The 16,758-nt window shown below is 59.8% G+C and carries 14 protein-coding genes; 9 read left to right on the top strand and 5 right to left on the bottom strand.

All coding sequences use genetic code 11. The features are described from left to right. Positions 1–26: 26 nt before the first annotated feature. Entirely contained in the window at positions 27–491 is a 465-nt protein-coding gene (locus I9182_RS12760) for a DUF1203 domain-containing protein (RefSeq protein WP_209598496.1), read from the top strand. On the opposite strand, the gene I9182_RS12755 is transcribed toward I9182_RS12760, so the two are convergent. Beyond that, positions 488–1,480, bottom strand: a complete 993-nt coding sequence (locus I9182_RS12755) for an ABC transporter ATP-binding protein (RefSeq protein ID WP_209598539.1) — start codon at positions 1,478–1,480, stop codon at positions 488–490. The genes I9182_RS12760 and I9182_RS12755 overlap by 4 nt on opposite strands. 87 nt (positions 1,481–1,567) lie before the next feature. On the opposite strand from I9182_RS12755, the gene I9182_RS12750 reads away from it, so the two are divergent. The 3 genes from I9182_RS12750 (at position 1,568) to polA (ending at position 5,161) form a co-directional block, all read left to right on the top strand. Continuing rightward, entirely contained in the window at positions 1,568–1,744 is a 177-nt protein-coding gene (locus I9182_RS12750) for a zinc-finger domain-containing protein (RefSeq protein WP_209598538.1), read from the top strand. Positions 1,745–1,827: 83 nt separating this feature from the next. Next, a complete protein-coding gene (locus I9182_RS12745; RefSeq protein WP_209598495.1) occupies positions 1,828–2,298 on the top strand; it encodes a hypothetical protein in 471 nt (156 codons plus the stop codon). A 70-nt stretch (positions 2,299–2,368) separates the two neighbouring features. Continuing rightward, positions 2,369–5,161 (top strand): DNA polymerase I, encoded by a 2,793-nt coding sequence (polA, locus tag I9182_RS12740; RefSeq protein WP_209598494.1) that lies wholly within the window; start codon positions 2,369–2,371, stop codon positions 5,159–5,161. Between the two features lie 43 nt (positions 5,162–5,204). Here polA and I9182_RS12735 read toward each other — a convergent pair whose 3' ends face one another. Then, complete coding sequence (locus tag I9182_RS12735) at positions 5,205–5,435, bottom strand: DUF2798 domain-containing protein (protein ID WP_209505197.1); 231 nt, start codon at positions 5,433–5,435, stop codon at positions 5,205–5,207. 53 nt (positions 5,436–5,488) lie between these two features. Further along, on the bottom strand, positions 5,489–6,253 hold the full coding sequence (locus tag I9182_RS12730; RefSeq protein ID WP_209598493.1) for a TIM barrel protein: 765 nt from the start codon (positions 6,251–6,253) through the stop codon (positions 5,489–5,491). Positions 6,254–6,521: 268 nt separating this feature from the next. Here I9182_RS12730 and I9182_RS12725 point away from each other — a divergent pair, with 268 nt between their 5' ends. Further along, positions 6,522–7,376, top strand: coding sequence for a DMT family transporter (locus tag I9182_RS12725; protein ID WP_245222620.1), 855 nt, complete (start codon positions 6,522–6,524; stop codon positions 7,374–7,376). On the opposite strand, the gene I9182_RS12720 is transcribed toward I9182_RS12725, so the two are convergent. Then, the gene (locus I9182_RS12720) at positions 7,359–7,946 is read right to left on the bottom strand and encodes a DUF1285 domain-containing protein (protein ID WP_245222618.1); all 588 of its coding nucleotides are present in this window, start codon (positions 7,944–7,946) and stop codon (positions 7,359–7,361) included. The two genes, I9182_RS12725 and I9182_RS12720, sit on opposite strands and share 18 nt — an antisense overlap. Before the next feature lie 52 nt (positions 7,947–7,998). Here I9182_RS12720 and I9182_RS12715 point away from each other — a divergent pair, with 52 nt between their 5' ends. Genes I9182_RS12715 through I9182_RS12700 form a run of 4 tightly spaced genes read left to right on the top strand, consistent with a single transcriptional unit; the run spans position 7,999 to position 14,676 of the window. Continuing rightward, a complete protein-coding gene (locus tag I9182_RS12715; RefSeq protein WP_209598491.1) occupies positions 7,999–9,006 on the top strand; it encodes a MoxR family ATPase in 1,008 nt (335 codons plus the stop codon). Further along, a complete protein-coding gene (locus tag I9182_RS12710; protein ID WP_209598490.1) occupies positions 9,003–9,878 on the top strand; it encodes a DUF58 domain-containing protein in 876 nt (291 codons plus the stop codon). The genes I9182_RS12715 and I9182_RS12710 overlap by 4 nt, the downstream gene beginning before the upstream one ends. Further along, the gene (locus I9182_RS12705) at positions 9,875–12,637 is read left to right on the top strand and encodes a DUF4159 domain-containing protein (protein WP_209598489.1); all 2,763 of its coding nucleotides are present in this window, start codon (positions 9,875–9,877) and stop codon (positions 12,635–12,637) included. Before I9182_RS12710 ends, I9182_RS12705 begins: the two co-directional genes overlap by 4 nt. Beyond that, complete coding sequence (locus I9182_RS12700; protein WP_209598488.1) at positions 12,634–14,676, top strand: hypothetical protein; 2,043 nt, start codon at positions 12,634–12,636, stop codon at positions 14,674–14,676. The genes I9182_RS12705 and I9182_RS12700 overlap by 4 nt, the downstream gene beginning before the upstream one ends. A 20-nt stretch (positions 14,677–14,696) precedes the next feature. Here the strand turns inward: I9182_RS12700 and pbpC are convergent, their stop codons facing one another. Next, entirely contained in the window at positions 14,697–16,754 is a 2,058-nt protein-coding gene (gene pbpC / locus I9182_RS12695; protein ID WP_209598487.1) for a penicillin-binding protein 1C, read from the bottom strand. Positions 16,755–16,758: the final 4 nt, after the last annotated feature.

Raw genomic sequence — 16,758 nt, 5'->3', positions numbered from 1 at the left:
ATGGTCAGCAAAAAAGGAGATCCGAGATGTTCAAAATCACCGCTTTGCCCACCAACGATGTACGCGCCCTACAGGCGGGTGGCCCGGATGCATATGGTTCAACGCCGGAATGCGCTGTGTCGACGGGTGCAGGTAACCCGTGCCGCCACTGCCTGCGACATATCCCCGAGGGCGATGAGATGCTGATATTGGCACATCGGCCTTTTTCAGAGACACATCCCTATGCAGAAACCGGCCCGATCTTTCTGTGTGCAACACCATGCGAGCGATACGAGGAAGACGCGCTGCCCGAAATTCTGACCACCTCGCCCGACTATCTGATCAAGGGCTACGGTGCGGATGACAGGATCGTCTATGGCACCGGGGCGGTCACACCGACGGACAGGATCGGCGCAAAAGTCAGGGAAATCCTTTCCCGATCCGACGTCGCCTATATTCACGTGCGGTCTGCGCGGAATAACTGCTATCAGGCACGAATAGACCGCGCCTAAAGCTTGACCCGGTGGATGCCCCGGCGTGGCTGATCCTGATCATCCGCTGGGTGATCCTCGGTGCGGGACGAGGTCAGGGCAAGGAATACATCCTCAAGATCGGCCTCTTCGGTGCGAACGTCACGGATGCGGATATTCGCGGCGCGTACCGATTCCAGAACCTGCTCTGCACTGGTCTGAATGTTTCGGTATTGCAGGACAAGGCTGCCATCATCGCGGAGAGCTGCCTCGACGCCTTCTGACACAGGCAGATCAATGATCGGGCTGTCGGGCACAATCACCATGGTGCGGCTGTCCATGCGGCCCAGCAAGTTGGCCGTGCTGTCCTGCGCGACCTTTTCACCGTGGTTGATAATGGCGATCTCGTCGCACATCTCCTGCGCTTCTTCCAAGTAGTGGGTGGTCAGGATGATGGTCATGCCCCGTTCGTTCAGCTTGCGCACATTGGCCCAGAGCATCTGGCGCAGTTCGATATCCACACCTGCTGTGGGCTCATCAAGCACAAGGATTTTCGGGTGATGCACCAGTGCCTTGGCCAGCAGCAACCGCCGCCGCATCCCACCCGAAAGAGTGCGGGCATAGGCCTCGGCCTTGTCACTGAGACCGACCAGTTCAAGAATCTGATCACTGCGCCGTTCGGACTTCGGAACGCCATAGAGACCGGCCTGAACCTCAAGCGCGCCGCGCGGGGTGAAAAACGGGTCGAGGTTGAGCTCTTGTGGCATCACACCAATGGCCGATCGCGACTGGCGTGGATTCTGATCCTGATCGAAGCCCCAGATCGCCACGCGACCCGCCGACTTCACCACCAGACCAGCCAGGATATTGATCAGGGTCGATTTTCCGGCACCGTTCGGACCCAGCAGACCAAAAACCGAGCCGCGCGGGACGGTCAGGTCAATGCCTTTCAGCGCATGCTTTTCGGGCTGACCCTTGCCACCGCGATAGGTTTTGCGCAGCCCTTCGATCCTGATTGCCGCGTCGCACATGTGGCACTTGCCCCCGGTTTGATCATCGCCCATAAACGCACCTAATACATGCCCGCGTGGCCGACAACCGAAGAAGGATCGCCAGCCGTGACCATCGAAGCGCCGGAAACAAAGATCGTCGAAACCGCCCGTGTTGCCTGTGACGGCGGCGAAGGTGCGTTAGGTCATCCGCGCGTGTGGCTGCAGATCCCCGAAGACGCAGGCTGGGTCGAATGCCCCTATTGCGACTGCAAATATGTTCTTAAAGGCACAGAGCAAAGCTGATTGCTGGCCTAGTTGGGTTTCGCCCAAATCTCGCCGTGTTTTTTTTATGGTAATGCACGTGGCAAGCAACGTAGGCGAGCGTGATGAGCGATATTACATCCAGTGGTTCCGCCAACCCGATTTTTGGTTGGGTTGGCTTTTGCATAGCGTCTTTGGCATTGTTTGCTGCCTTGTTTGTCTTCTGGGCTGGTCCATTTGCCCCAAACCAGTCCTCGGGCGTGTCGCTGGGTGAACTGGCAGCTGAAATCGGCAAATCTACTCTGCGCGCGGCCGCAGGGATGGAGCAGCCCGAGCCCGTTGCCCGCGCGCGCGATCTGGATGATTTCCTGCAGATCGGTGTTGCCATGCTAGGTGGGCTGGCGGTTATTCTGTCGGTTGTTGGCATCCTGCGTCACGAAAGGCGGCGCCCTGCCATTGCCGGGATTGCTGTTGGCATCGGCGCAATTCTGTTCCAGTTCTTTGCCTTCGCGTTTTTTGCCTTCCTCGGTGTGTTGATCATTATGGCGCTACTGAACAGTTTCTCGGACGTTTTCAGCGGCCTCTTCGGCGGTTAGTCCAAGTTCAAGACTGGTCACCCGCGCGACCCTGTGGCAGAACCATCCCTGACCGATAGGGAGCGCGCGCATGAGCATTTTCGGAAAAGGGTGTCACCTGCATCTGATCGACGGATCGGCCTTTATTTTCAGGGCCTATCACGCGTTGCCACCGTTGACCCGCAAGTCGGATGGTCTGCCAATTGGGGCTGTTTCGGGCTTTTGCAACATGCTGCAGAAATATGTCGAGGGAAACACCGGGCCAGATGCGCCGACCCATGTGGCGGTGATCTTTGATAAAGGCTCGCATACCTTCCGCAATGACCTTTATGACCTCTATAAAGCCAACCGTGAAGCGATGCCCGAGGATCTGCGCCCACAGATGCCGCTGACCCGCGAGGCGACAAAAGCGTTCAACATCGCCTGCAAGGAGATGGAGGGCTATGAGGCTGACGACATTATCGCGACCCTCGCTGTTCAGGCGCGAGATGCGGGTGGCCGTGTGACCATCGTGAGTTCCGACAAGGACTTGATGCAGTTGGTCGGGGACGGCGTCGAAATGCTGGATGCGATGAAGAACAAACGCATTGACCGGGATGGCGTGGTCGAGAAGTTCGGGGTTGGACCGGAACGTGTGGTCGATGTTCAGGCGTTGGCTGGTGATAGCGTCGACAATGTTCCTGGCGCGCCGGGGATCGGGGTCAAGACGGCGGCTTTGCTGATCAACGAATTCGGCGACCTGGAGACCCTGCTGGACCGGGCAGATGAGATCAAGCAGCCCAAACGCCGCCAGACCCTGATCGAAATGCGAGACCAGATCGAGCTTTCGAAGAAACTGGTTCAACTGGACGAGAATACTCCGCTGGATTTCACCTTGGACGACCTTGAGGTGAGGGACCCCGATGCAGACACGCTGTTGGCGTTTCTGGCCGAGATGGAGTTCCGTACCCTCACCAAGCGCATCGCTGACAAGCTGGGGGTTGAGGCTCCGGTGATCGCCGACGCGCCTGCGCCAGCGGCGGCAGAGGTCGAGGTGATCCCGTTTGACAGTTCGAAATACGAATGCGTACGTGATGCAGCGGCCCTGCAAAAGTGGATTGACCAGGCCTATGAGCGTGGTTGGGTGGCTGTAGACACAGAGACCACGGGCCTGAACGAGATGATTGCCGGTCTGGTGGGTATTTCGCTGTGCGTCGAGGCCGGAGAAGCCTGTTACATCCCGTTGACCCACCGCGATGGATCAGCGGACGATCTGTTTGGATCGGATGCTTTGGCCGATGGGCAGATGCAATTGGATGAAGCCCTGATGCTTTTGAAACCGATGCTCGAGGATCCGTCGGTCCTCAAGATCGGGCAGAACATGAAATATGATGCCAAGATCTTCAGGCGACACGGCATCGACGTGGCACCCATCGACGATACGATGTTGATGTCCTACGCCATGCATGGCGGTGAACATGGGCATGGGATGGACACCCTGTCCGAGCGTTATCTGAGCCACACACCTATCCCGATCAAACCACTGCTGGGGTCGGGAAAATCGGCAATCACCTTCGACAAGGTCGCGATTGACGAGGCCACGGCCTATGCCGCCGAAGATGCGGACATCACCTTGCGTTTGTGGCAGCTGTTCAAACCGCAATTGCACCGGGCACAGGTGACCACGGTCTATGAGACGCTGGAACGGCCGCTGGTCCCGGTACTGGCCGGGATGGAGATGCATGGAATCAAGGTCGACCGCGATGTCCTGAGCCGGATGTCCAATGCATTTGCCCAGAAAATGGCCGGTTTAGAGGCTGAAATTCACGAGTTGGCCGGGGGAAGCTTTAATGTCGGATCGCCCGCTCAGCTGGGCGAAATCCTGTTCGACAAGATGGGTCTGGAAGGTGGCAAGAAAGGCAAGACCGGCAAATACTCAACCGGGGCTGATATTCTGGAAGACCTCGCAACCGAGCATGAACTGCCGCGCCGTGTGCTGGACTGGCGGCAGCTGAGCAAGCTGAAATCGACCTATACCGACGCGCTACAGACCCATATCAACCCCGACACAGGCCGGGTACATACGTCATATTCGATCACCGGAGCGAACACGGGGCGTCTGGCTTCGACCGATCCCAACCTGCAGAACATTCCGGTGCGGACAGAAGAAGGGCGCCGTATTCGTGAGGCTTTCATCGCCGAGCCGGGCAATGTCTTGGTAAGTCTCGACTACAGCCAGATTGAGTTGCGCATTCTGGCCCATATTGCTAATATTTCGGCTCTGAAACAGGCGTTTTCTGATGGTTTGGATATTCACGCCATGACCGCGTCCGAGATGTTCGACGTGCCGTTGGATGAGATGACACCTGATATCCGCCGTCAGGCAAAGGCAATCAACTTCGGCGTGATCTACGGCATCTCGGGCTTTGGTCTGGCCCGGAACCTGCGTATTCCACGGGCCGAGGCACAGAGCTTTATTGATCGTTATTTCGAACGGTTCCCAGGCATTCGCCGCTATATGGACGACACAGTCGAATTCGCGAAAGAGCACGGCTATGTGCAAACCCTGTTCGGGCGCAAGATTCACACGCCCGAAATCAATGCCAAAGGGCCACATGCAGGGTTCTCGCGCCGCGCGGCGATCAATGCGCCAATTCAAGGTACGGCGGCGGATGTGATCCGGCGCGCTATGGTGCGAATGCCGGACGCGATCGCCGGATTACCAGCCAGGATGCTGTTGCAGGTTCACGACGAGTTGCTGTTCGAAGTGGCCGAAGACGCGGTGGATCAGGTGGTTGACGTGGCCCGTGACGTGATGGAGGGCGCCTCGGATCCTGCGGTCAAGCTGGATGTGAAGCTGGTCGTGGATGCCGGGAAGGGGGCGAACTGGGCCGAGGCGCACTAACGGCGTTGTTCTTCAGTTCTCGGCGGTCTGTCCTATCAGCGGGTCAGCCCTGCGGCCCGACCATGCGGTTCACCATTCGTTGCACAGATGGGCCAAACAGCAGGATCACGGTGAAGGCGATGGGCCAGCAAAAAGCCCAGGACGCCATCCAGTCGCCAACTGTGCCGGGGTTAAACCCAATTGCTTTGACCGTCGCGATCCCCGTTACAATCAAGGACATGAGGCCGGACATGATCAGGCTGAAAACGGCACGGGCATAGCGGGCTGGTATCATGGCAGGCATCCTAATGGTCGCAATGCCCCTGATGTGCGGTATTTAAATGAAAATTACCAGTGCAAGTCCCGCATCCAGTCAAGTGTGTCGCAGGTGCGTTGAGTTGAGGGTGTGTATTCCGCGCTAACCCAGCCGCCATAACCTGCCGCGTCCATGGCCGAGAATAAGCCTTTGAAATCCGTTGGGCCACGACCCGGTTCCATGCGATCCGGGGCTGCGCCGATTTGGGCATGGACCACCTGCGGATGAAAGCGATCCCAGACATCCAGCGCGTCGCCATGGATCATATGGGCGTGAAAGCTGTCATATTGCAGGCCGACATTCGGGCGATCCACCTGGTTGAGCACGTCTGCTGCCAGATCATAATCGTTCAAAAAATACCCGGGCTGTGAAACCGGGTTGAGCGGTTCGATGGTGAACTGCTGCTGTGGGGCGAAATCGGCAGCCCATTGCAGGTTTTGCATAAAACAATTCAATGCATCTGGCCCGGTGGCATATCCGGACATGATGTGGATCAGGCCGGGGCGAAGCACCCCTGCATATCGCAGGACACGGCGAATGTCCGACTGGAACCGTGATTGACCATCGGGGATCGCTGCGTAACCCGGCGCACCCCCGGTGTAGTTGGGTGGTGGCGCGTTGATCAACACAAGCTCCAACCCGTTGGCAATCAAGGCGCGGCGGGTTTCCGTCGCGGCGATGTCGTAAGGAAACAAAACCTCGACCGCGGTAAACCCGGCATCTGCCGCCGCCTGAAACCGATCCAGGTAAGGCATTTCCGTAAACAGAAGCGAAAGGTTGGCAGCAAATCTGGGCATGAGCGGTCAGTGGTTGTGGTGATCCGATCATACGCAAGGGATGATTTTCGGGGAAGGGATCGAAAACGACAGATTGTCGAAAATCGACCAGATCGCCTGCACCGAATCAGCAAAGGTCCGCTCAGCGCGGCGCGTCATTACGGGTGCCGCATTAACAAAAGGTCCGAATCCAATGGCGATGAGCCCGGAACCCGTACGCGGGGCAACTACCGTTTTGTCTGGTGGCCAAAACCCAGCGCTGTCAGGGAATGGGTTGGCCGTTGCCTCCATGATCACCTGGGCAGCGGGTTTCCCCGCGGCAGAAGTGTTGCTGCAAACCTGGCCCCCTGTTGCATTGCTGACAGCGCGCCTGGTGCTGGCGATTGCCGTTCTGATACCGGTCTGGATTCTGCTGGACGGTCCAAGCAGAGTGTTGCGCGCCAGATGGGGCCGGGCGATGGTTGTCGGCGGCTTTGGTTTTGGCTTTGCCATGTTTCTGCTGATCGTTGCGCAGAAAATGACGGACCCGGTGACAGTCGCGATCATTGCATCCTGCGCGCCCTTGCTTGCAACGGTACTGGAGCTGATGGCAGGAACCCGACGGCTGAAATGGACCTTTGCGTTGGGTGTTCTGGTGTCGGTTCTGGGTGGGCTGATTGCAACCAGCGCCGCCGCGCCCGAACAGCTGGGGCTGGGCGCGGTTCTGGCGATCCTTGCAACGGGCCTGTTTTGTTGGGGTAGCATGGCCACCGCGCGCGACTTCCCCGAGCTTAGTCAGATCGGGCGCTGTACGATTACCTTCGTTGGTGGGTTGCTCATGGCCGCGGTGTTGAGTTTTGGGGCGGCCCAGCTGGGCATGGATGTGTTGCCAACCGCTGCCATTGATGGGCAGCAATGGGGGATGCTTGGGATCTATGCCTTGATATCACTGGGGCTCAGCCAGGTGCTGTTCATCTCGGCCGTGGGCAAGCTGGGCGTGGCGCTGGCTTCGTTTCACATCAATATCGCCCCGTTTTACGTGATGCTGATCATGCTGATGTTGGGGGAAGACTGGAATTGGACCCGTGCGCTGGGCGCGGGCGTGGTTGCTTTGGCCGTAGTACTGGCCCAGGATCGCGCATCTCGGTCAGCCAAGATCTGCTGAAGGGATGAGCGGGAAGAACTGTCCACCTGACCAGACACCAAACCAGCCCTCATGGTGGCTGCCAATCTCGACGAGGCGGTAAAAACTTTTGCGGTCTATGCGGGCTTCGAGGTTGGCGCGGATCAATATGTAGGGTGACGGTTCTTCTGTTGCGGGATCAATAACAACCCGGATCGGATGAGCGGGCCCTGCAACAGCGATGCCGTCCACTTGTGTGCGAAAGGTCAGGTTCTGCGTCTGACCTTCGCCGGCTTGCTCGAAATCCACGGCGATGAACGGCGCGTCCTCGACAGTGATTCCCACCTTTTCAACCGGAGTAACCAGATAATATTTCCCGTCTTCTTTCTTAAGAATTGAGGAAAAAAGCTTCACAAGCTCGAACCGATTGATGGGCGAGCCTAAATAACTCCATGTACCATCTTTTGCGACACGAATGTCCAGATCGCCACAAAACGGGGGATTCCACAGGTGAACGGGCGGTAAACCTCGGGTTTTGGCGGCTTTTACCGATGCGGCCAAACCGTCGGGCGAGGGTTTCACAGGTTTTTGTCCGCTCATTGCTTTTGCCATTTCCTCTCAGCGCGATACACTTCAATCATATTCGTCCACGGAAGGGAAAGTCATGAACGAACCTGCCGACCTCGTAGCCGAGATCGAAGCGCTGGAAAACAAGCTGCAAGAGGCCAAGGCCTCGATCACCCGCCGCTTCATCGGGCAGGAAAGGGTCGTGGACCTGACCCTGACCGCGCTTTTGTGCGGTGGTCATGCCCTTCTGATCGGTCTGCCGGGCTTGGGTAAGACACGGTTGGTCGAGACGTTGTCGACCGTGATGGGCCTGCATGGCAATCGCATTCAGTTTACGCCCGACCTGATGCCCGCCGATATTCTCGGGTCTGAGGTGTTGGATACGGCTGACGATGGCAGCCGCCATTTCCGTTTCATTCCAGGCCCGATCTTCTGTCAGCTGCTGATGGCGGATGAAATCAACAGGGCAAGCCCGCGAACGCAATCTGCGCTGCTGCAGGCGATGCAGGAACGCACGGTAACAGTGGCCGGTGAGGACCGTTCCCTAGGTGTGTCATTCCATGTTCTGGCCACGCAAAACCCGATCGAACAGGAAGGCACCTATCCGCTGCCCGAAGCGCAGCTGGACCGGTTTCTTGTACAGATCGATGTAGAATACCCCGACCGCCAGACCGAGCGGGATATTCTGCTGGCCACGACCGGCGTTGAGGAAGACGAAGCACATCAGATTTTCAGCAAGGAAGAACTGCTGGCTGCGCAGGTCCTGCTACGTCGGATGCCGGTCGGGGACTCGGTTGTCGAGCTGATCCTTGATCTGGTTCGGGCCTTCCGCCCAGAAGAAGCGGGTGTATCCGAACGGGTTGCTGAAACCGTCGCGTGGGGTCCTGGGCCACGCGCTGCACAGGCGCTGATGATGACGGTTCGGGCACGTGCGATGTTGCAGGGACGTCTGGCACCCAATGCCGAGGATGTGCTGGATATGGCGCGCCCGGTGCTCAGCCACCGGATGGCGCTCAACTTTGCGGCACGGGCACGCGGCGACAGTCTGGCTGACCTGATCGACTCGACCGCTGTCGGGTTGATCCGGACCGAGGCGGCAGCGTGAATGCCGCGCTGACCCTTCGCGAAAGATCCGAGGCCGAAGCATCGCGGCTGCCGCCCCTTTTGGCGCGGGCCGAGCATCTGGCAGGCACCGTTCTGCTGGGAGACCATGGTCGGCGACGCTCTGGCATGGGGGATGATTTCTGGCAATACCGCCCCGCGCAGATCGGGGACAGCCGCCGGATGATCGACCACCGCCGTTCGGCGCGTGGAGATCAGCAATATGTGCGGGAACGCGAATGGCAGATCGCGCAATCCGTGATGCTATGGGTCGATCAGGGCGCGTCGATGCGGTTTGCGTCCGACAAGACACTGCCGACCAAAGCGGACCGAGCCCGGCTTTTGGGGCTGGCAACGTCAATCCTGCTGGTCCGCGGCGGTGAACGCGTTGGCCTGACCGGCACGACCTTGCCGCCCCGGCGCGGCAATGCGCAGATCATCCGGCTGGCGCAAGCCTGGTCCGAGGATGATCAAACGGATTACGCGCCACCCGAACATCGCGCCATGATCCCGCATGCCCGTGCCGTATTCATTTCGGATTTTCTTGGTCCAATGGATGAAGTTGAACTGGCCCTGACCAAAGCGGCCGACCGTGGTGTTCGCGGCGTAATCCTTCAGGTGCTGGACCCGGGAGAAGAGACATTTCCTTATCGTGGGCGTACGATTTTCGAAAGCGTTGGAGGGTCCGTCCGGCACGAAACGCTCAAGGCGGCAGAGCTGCGGGACCGCTATCTGCAACGCCTCGCCCACCGCAAGGATGCGCTGACGCAGCTTTGCCGGGCGACTGGCTGGCAAATGGGCCTGCATCACACGGGCGATAGCGCACAAGCGGCTCTGTTATGGCTTTATCGGGCCTTGGACGGGGGAACGCGATGACGGTTCTGGCGGGCATCGGCTTTACCGCTCCATGGGTTCTGCTGGGTCTTCTGACCCTGCCGATCCTTTGGCTGATCCTGCGCGCGGTGCCGCCAGCGCCGATCCGCCGGATGTTCCCGGCGGTGACGCTGCTGCTGGGCCTAAAGGATGATGAAAGCGTTTCGGACCGCACGCCGTGGTGGCTGTTGCTGCTGCGGATGCTGGCAGCTGCGGCGGTGATCATAGGTCTGGCCGGTCCGGTTCTGAACCCGTCGCGGGATGAGATCGGGTCCGGGCCGCTGCTGATGGTGCTGGACGCCAGTTGGGCAGGCGCGACCCGATGGCCCGCCACGCTGGATCAGATCGATGCGCAACTGACCGAGGCTGGTCGCGCGGGGCGCACAGTGGCTATCCTGCGCCTGACCGAACCGGAAACACCCGTTTTTCAGGCGGCCGAGGCATGGCGGGGACATTTGCCGGGACTGACGCCCAACCCATGGCAGCCAACCGAACCTCAGATCGCACAGGCGATTGCGGCGCTAAATTCGATTGATGGCGGGTTTGATACCCATTGGTTCAGTGACCGGCTGGATTATGCAGATCATGCGGCGCTGGTCTCCAGCTTGCAGGCTCGTGGCGATGTCGTGGTGTATCAGGCGGCGTCCCGGCCCATGGCGATCCTGCCAGCAGCTTATCAGGACGGGCTGATCCAGTTGACAGTTCAGCGCGCGGGCCCCGGACCCGAGGAACGTGTGACAGTGTTGGCACAAGGGCGCGACCCGGCAGGAACCGCCCGAGTGCTGCATTCTGTGGAACTGGCCCTAGAAGCCGGGAACGCCTCGGCGCAGGCCGATCTGGCGCTGCCATCCGAACTCCGCGCGCGGATCACGCGGTTCGAAATCCAGGGCCAAAGGTCTGCCGGGGCCGTGACCCTGACCGACGACAGCCTGCGTCGGCGCGAGGTCGCGCTGATTGCCGGGAGTTTGAACCGCGAAGGTCTGGAGCTGCTGTCCCCGCTGCATTATCTGACGCAGGTCCTGAGCCCTACGGCGGATTTCGTCGATGGTGGCCTGACTGAGGTTCTGCCCGCCAATCCGGATGTCATTGTTCTGTCGGATGTGGCCCAGATGTCGGAACCTGAAAAGGCGGACCTGATTGAATGGGTCGAACAGGGCGGTTTGCTGTTGCGCTTTGCCGGCCCGCGTATGGCGGCCAGCGATCTTGGGCGTGACACCGAAGACACCCTGCTGCCTGCACGGCTGCGCAGCGGTGGGCGATCTGTCGGCGGCGCGATGAGCTGGGGTGAGGCCAAGACCTTGGCACCATTCCCCGAAACCTCGCCTTTTTATGGATTGGACATCCCCGATGACGTGGTTGTTTCCACTCAGGTCATGGCACAACCTGACCCTAACTTGGCGGATCGTGTGATTGCCTCGCTGTCTGACGGCACGCCTTTGGTAACACGTAAGGCTTTGGGGTTGGGGCAGGTGGTGCTGTTCCACGTAACCGCAGATGCGGAATGGTCCAGTCTGCCGCTGTCGGGCCTGTTTGTCGAAATGCTGGATCGTCTGGCCGTGGCCTCGGCTGCTAAGTCCCGGCAAGAGGCCCAGTTGCTGGGAACAATATGGGAGCCGGTACAAATCATGGACGGGTTTGGCACCTTGTCAGATGCCGGAACCCTGGCCGGTGTCGACGGGGTTGAACTGATATCGGGCCAGATCGGGCCGGAACTGCGTCCGGGGCTTTATGAAAGCGGCAAGCAGAAGCTGGCGTTGAACGTCGTCTCGGAAGAAACCCAGCTGCGTCCCGTTGTCTGGCCCGCGAATATGCCGATCAAAGGGCAGGAGGTCAGTACGGAAACGCCGCTCGGTGGCCTGTTGCTCAGCCTTGCGCTGATTTTGCTGACAGTCGATGTTATTGCATCGCTTGCTTTGTCGGGCAGGTTGGGTCTGGCCCGGACGACGGCCGCCGCGCTGGCTGCCTTTCTGCTGGTACCCGAAGGTCACGCGCAAACGCCTGAGGACACCGAGTTTGCATTGGCTGCGACCCACGAACTGGTATTGGCGCATGTCCTGACTGGCGACGCTCAGGTAGATGATATTGCACAAGCCGGGTTGCGGGGACTTGTTCAAACCCTATTCTATCGCACATCGGTTGAACCGGCAGACCCCATTGGTGTTGATCTGGAACGGGATGAACTGGCTTTCTTTCCGCTGCTTTATTGGCCGATCTCAGCAAGCCAGTCGCAACCTTCGGCCGAGGCTTATGTCAAGCTAAACGCCTATCTGCGGTCCGGGGGGATGATCCTGTTTGACACGCGTGACGCGGATATTGCCGGTTTCGGTGCCTCCAGCCCAAATGGCCGCAAACTGCAACAACTGGCCGGACCGCTGAATATACCTGCATTAGAGCCGATTCCGCGCGATCATGTTCTGACACGCACGTTCTACCTGTTACAGGATTTTCCGGGCCGATATTCAGGCACCGAGGTTTGGGTTGAAGCCGCGCCGCTGGATGCAGAACAGATCGACGGGATGCCTTTCCGCAATCTGAACGACAATGTGACGCCGGTGGTCATCGGCGGCAATGACTGGGCCGGTGCCTGGGCGGTGGATCGCAACGGGCAGGCCCTGTTGCCCGTCGGGCGCGGTTATGCCGGGGAACGGCAACGCGAGTTGGCCAATCGTTTTGGTGTCAATCTGGTGATGCATGTGCTGACGGGGAACTACAAATCCGATCAGGTTCACGTGCCCGCCCTTCTGGACAGGTTGGGACAATGACAGGAACCGTCATCTTCGATCCGCTGATCCCGTGGGCGATGCTGCTTGTCGTGGGTATGATTGCCGTGGCCGGAGTCGTTCTGGCTTTGTGGCGTGGATTGTCGGGATGGGCCTTGCGTGGGTTGGCGGCGCTGGTGATCATCGCTGCGCTGTCCGGCCCGGTCTATCAGATTGAAGATCGTGCACCGCTGACAGATATCGTTCTGATGTTCGAGGATGAAAGCGCCAGCCAGACGCTTTCAGATCGGGCGGAACAAACAGCAATGGCCGCAGAAGATCTGGCCGCCGAGATTGAGGCACGCGACAATACAGAACTGCGCCGTATCCGGGTTGGCGATGGTGAAGGTGATGAGGGCACGCAGATCATGGCAGCCCTGAACGAAGCTCTGGCGGAAGAGCCGCGCGCGCGTATCGCCGGTATCCTCGTGGTGTCAGATGGGATCGTGCATGATGTCGATCAGGCCCCGGATCTGCCCGCGCCGATGCACCTGCTGCAAACCGGGCGGGAAAGCGACTGGGATCGCAGGCTTATTGTCCGAAACGCCCCGGCTTTCGCCATCATTGGTGAATCGGTGACCTTGACCCTGCGCGTCGAAGACAGCGGAGCTGCCCCCGCGGGTGCAACATCTGCGCCGCTGGAAATTTCGGTGGATGGGGGCGAGCCCGAGCAGTTCAGCATTCCAATCGGTCGCGATGTCGAACTGCCCGTCACATTGCCCCATGGCGGGCGCAACGTGATCCAGTTTTCCGTCCCTCAGGCCGAGGGCGAGTTGACCGATCGTAACAACACGGCCCTGATCCAGATGAACGGCGTAAGGGACCGCCTGCGCGTGCTGCTGGTCTCGGGCGAGCCGCATCCGGGTGGTCGCACGTGGCGCAACCTGTTGAAATCCGACAGTTCTGTTGATCTGGTGCATTTCACCATTCTGCGCCCGCCCGAGAAACAGGATGGTGTTCCGGTGGACGAGCTGTCGCTGATCGCCTTCCCGACTCGTGAGTTGTTTCTGGAAAAGATCAACGATTTCGACCTGATCATCTTTGACCGCTACAAGCGGCGCGGGATTCTGCCAGCAATCTATCTGGACAATGTCACAAGCTACATCAACGAAGGCGGCGCGGTTCTGATTGCTGCCGGGCCCGATTTTGCCGGCGCCGACAGCATCTTCCGCTCGCCTTTGGCACCAATTCTGCCTGCTCAGCCAACCGCACGGGTGATCGAGGAACGATATATGCCAATGGTCAGTGATCTGGGGCATCGCCACCCGGTCACGACCAACCTTGGAGAGTCCGAGGATTGGGGGGCGTGGTTGCGTCAGATCGATGTGAAACATCGCTCGGGTGACGTGCTGATGACCGGGGTCGAGGATCGTCCGCTGCTTGTTTTGAACCGTGTCGGCGAAGGGCGCGTTGCGATGCTTGCGTCTGACCATGCCTGGCTTTGGAGCCGTGGCTTCGAAGGTGGGGGCCCGCAGCTGGAGCTGTTGCGCAGGCTGGCCCATTGGATGATGAAAGAACCGGAACTGGAAGAAGAAGCGTTGTGGGCCGAGGCCAACGGTCAGTCCATGCGCATCATTCGTCAGACGCTCGGGACAGAAGTTGGCCCGGTAACTGTCACCTTGCCGAATGGCGAGACGTTGGAGATTACTTTCAAAGAGGTTTCTCCGGGCCGGTTCGAGGCGCAGTTTTACGGCCCCGAGATTGGCCTTTATCGTTTGCAGGAAGGCGACCACATGGCAGTGATCGGCCTTGGACCTGCTGCACCGAAGGAGTTCGAGCGTACCATCGCGACAGGTGATGTCCTTGAACCGGTGCTGGCCGGGTTGCGGGGCGGTGTGATCCAACTGGAAGATGGGCTGCCGTCGATCCGCACCATGCGCGCCGGACGCCCTGCCGCCGGTCGGGGCTGGATCGGTTTGACCCCACGCAACGCGTATGAGACGCGGGATGTCACGCAGGCCGGGTTGCTGCCGCCCTGGCTTGTCTTGCTGCTGGCTGGGGGCTTTCTGCTGGGCGGTTGGCTACGGGAAGGGCGGCGTTAACGCTGGCCCGTTGCTGTTCTTTAACGGGAACCGGGCGCGCTCTGGTCGATCCGGAACGAGGCCCGGTCGGATTGGCCCTGTGCATCCACCACCACAAGTGAGGTAAATCCGGGTCCGGGATTGGGAATTTCGAATTCTCGCTGCCGTTGCCCGGTCAAAATGGGCACGCCGTTGGTCAGAACGGAAAACGGCCCGACACCACCGCGTAGTTTCACTGTCAGAGGGCTCCCGAAGGTCTCTAACACAGCGTTTTCTGGTGGAAACAACAGATCAGGTGCGGTTTGGTCCGTTTCGAAAGCCGCCGCGCGGGGCCGGAAACGTTGCAACGGTTGCGGCAATTGCGCCGCGCCAACCAACAGTGTTGATGGCGGCGGTGGGCGCAAGGGCGTGAGTTCGGGTTTCAACAGGCCAAAAGCCTCGGTCAAAAGCGGCGCGGCAACGTCCCCTCCGAATGCGCCGGGAACAGGTGTGCCATCCGCACGTCCCAGCCAGACCCCGATGACATGCTGCCCGTCAAAGCCAATGGCCCAGGCATCGCGGTGCCCATAAGAGGTTCCTGTTTTAAAGGCCAGCGTCCCTGAAGTGCTGCCCGTGGGTGCTGTGATCCCGGACAAGATATCCGCAATCTGCCATGCTGAGGTTTCGGACAAAACACGAGAGGTGAGCCGTGCATCAGCCAGGGTGTCATGGCGCAGGATCGGGCCTTGCCCACCAGCGGCCAGCGTCACGTAGATCTGTACAAGATCATGCAAGCTCAGACCGACGCCACCCAAGGATATTGCCAATCCGGGTGTACCACTGCTCAGGCGCGGTTCTGATCCTGCTGTCCGCAGTGCTGCCATCACGCGCGCAGGGCTCAGCTCGTGCGTCAGGCGCACGACAGGGATATTCAGCGACAATTGCAGCGCGTCCCGAACCCTTACATCGCCCCGGAAAACGCCATCAAAGTTACGCGGGGCGTAACGCCCGAACATCACCGGGCTGTCGCTGATCAGGGTTTCCGGATGGGCCAGACCCTGATCGAATGCCAGCCCGTAAACCAAAGGTTTCAGCGTCGATCCGGGCGACCGCACGGCTTGCGTCATATCCACGAACCCTTGTCGCGCATCCCGATACCCGGCTGACCCGACCGAGGCCAAAATCTTGCCGTCGCGATGATCTGCCAAGATCAGGGCCCCGGACACGCGCGGCCCTACGCGCGCCGCGGCCCGAGCGACCAAAGTTTCCAACCGGGCTTGCACCCCTGCATCCAGGGTCAGATCAAATACACCGGTTGCACGGGTTTGGCCTTTCACGCGGTCGGTCAGATGGGGTGCAAGGCGCGGAAACGGGATCATTCGATCAGGAATGGTTTCCGTCAGGGCAGCGTGCATTTCAGGCTTGGTCAATACGCCGTGGCGCTCTAACCTGCGCAAAATCCGATCTCGGGCAATTTGGGCTGCCTCGGGACTGCGATCCGGGCGTCGTGCCTCCGGGGATTGCGGCAAAGCGACCAGCAGGGCCGCCTGTGCGGCGGTCAACCGGGTTGCTTCCTTGCCGAACCAGGCGCGGGCACCGGCACGGATACCTTCCAGATTGCCGCCATAGGGAGCATGGGTCAGGTAGAGGTTCAGGATCTGTGTCTTGCTCAGCTGCCGCTCCAGCGCCAATGCGACCCTAATCTGGCGAAATTTGCCACTCCAGCGTCCGGTCGATCCATCTTCGATCAGCCGCGCGACCTGCATGGTCAGGGTTGACCCGCCTGAAACAGCGCGCCCGCTCCAAAGGCTTTGCCCGGCTGCGCGCAGCAACGCGACAGGGTCCACGCCCGAGTGGGTCCAGAAACGTTTATCTTCGTACCGGATCAGCATAGCGGTGTAATTGGGATCGACCGCGCCGGGTTGCAGCCTCCAGATGCCATCTGCAACCGGAAACACGCGCAGGAGGTCACCGTTACGATCCCGCATCTCGACCGAAGTTTCAGTCAGAACGGGCGGCAGCACCGTGGCGTCGACCCAGCGGTCAGCACCATCCCGCGCCAACGCCGCCAGATAGAGAGCACCGGCCAACGCAAATAACAGGCGCGGCACCCTAGGCATGAGA

This window comes from Ruegeria sp. HKCCSP351, assembly GCF_017872535.1.
Lineage (GTDB): Bacteria > Pseudomonadota > Alphaproteobacteria > Rhodobacterales > Rhodobacteraceae > Ruegeria.
This window is presented reverse-complemented; position numbering and strand designations above follow the sequence as displayed.

What these genes read in the sequence shown, in the direction of transcription:
- I9182_RS12760 (WP_209598496.1), top strand. Translation starts at nt 27, where the DNA reads ATGTTCAAAATCACCGCTTTGCCCACCAACGATGTACGCGCCCTACAG.
- I9182_RS12755 (WP_209598539.1), bottom strand. Translation starts at nt 1,480, where the DNA reads ATGTGCGACGCGGCAATCAGGATCGAAGGGCTGCGCAAAACCTATCGC.
- pbpC (WP_209598487.1), bottom strand. Translation starts at nt 16,754, where the DNA reads ATGCCTAGGGTGCCGCGCCTGTTATTTGCGTTGGCCGGTGCTCTCTAT.
- polA (WP_209598494.1), top strand. Translation starts at nt 2,369, where the DNA reads ATGAGCATTTTCGGAAAAGGGTGTCACCTGCATCTGATCGACGGATCG.
- I9182_RS12720 (WP_245222618.1), bottom strand. Translation starts at nt 7,946, where the DNA reads ATGGCAAAAGCAATGAGCGGACAAAAACCTGTGAAACCCTCGCCCGAC.
- I9182_RS12700 (WP_209598488.1), top strand. Translation starts at nt 12,634, where the DNA reads ATGACAGGAACCGTCATCTTCGATCCGCTGATCCCGTGGGCGATGCTG.
- I9182_RS12725 (WP_245222620.1), top strand. Translation starts at nt 6,522, where the DNA reads ATGATCACCTGGGCAGCGGGTTTCCCCGCGGCAGAAGTGTTGCTGCAA.
- I9182_RS12705 (WP_209598489.1), top strand. Translation starts at nt 9,875, where the DNA reads ATGACGGTTCTGGCGGGCATCGGCTTTACCGCTCCATGGGTTCTGCTG.
- I9182_RS12715 (WP_209598491.1), top strand. Translation starts at nt 7,999, where the DNA reads ATGAACGAACCTGCCGACCTCGTAGCCGAGATCGAAGCGCTGGAAAAC.
- I9182_RS12735 (WP_209505197.1), bottom strand. Translation starts at nt 5,435, where the DNA reads ATGATACCAGCCCGCTATGCCCGTGCCGTTTTCAGCCTGATCATGTCC.
- I9182_RS12730 (WP_209598493.1), bottom strand. Translation starts at nt 6,253, where the DNA reads ATGCCCAGATTTGCTGCCAACCTTTCGCTTCTGTTTACGGAAATGCCT.
- I9182_RS12745 (WP_209598495.1), top strand. Translation starts at nt 1,828, where the DNA reads ATGAGCGATATTACATCCAGTGGTTCCGCCAACCCGATTTTTGGTTGG.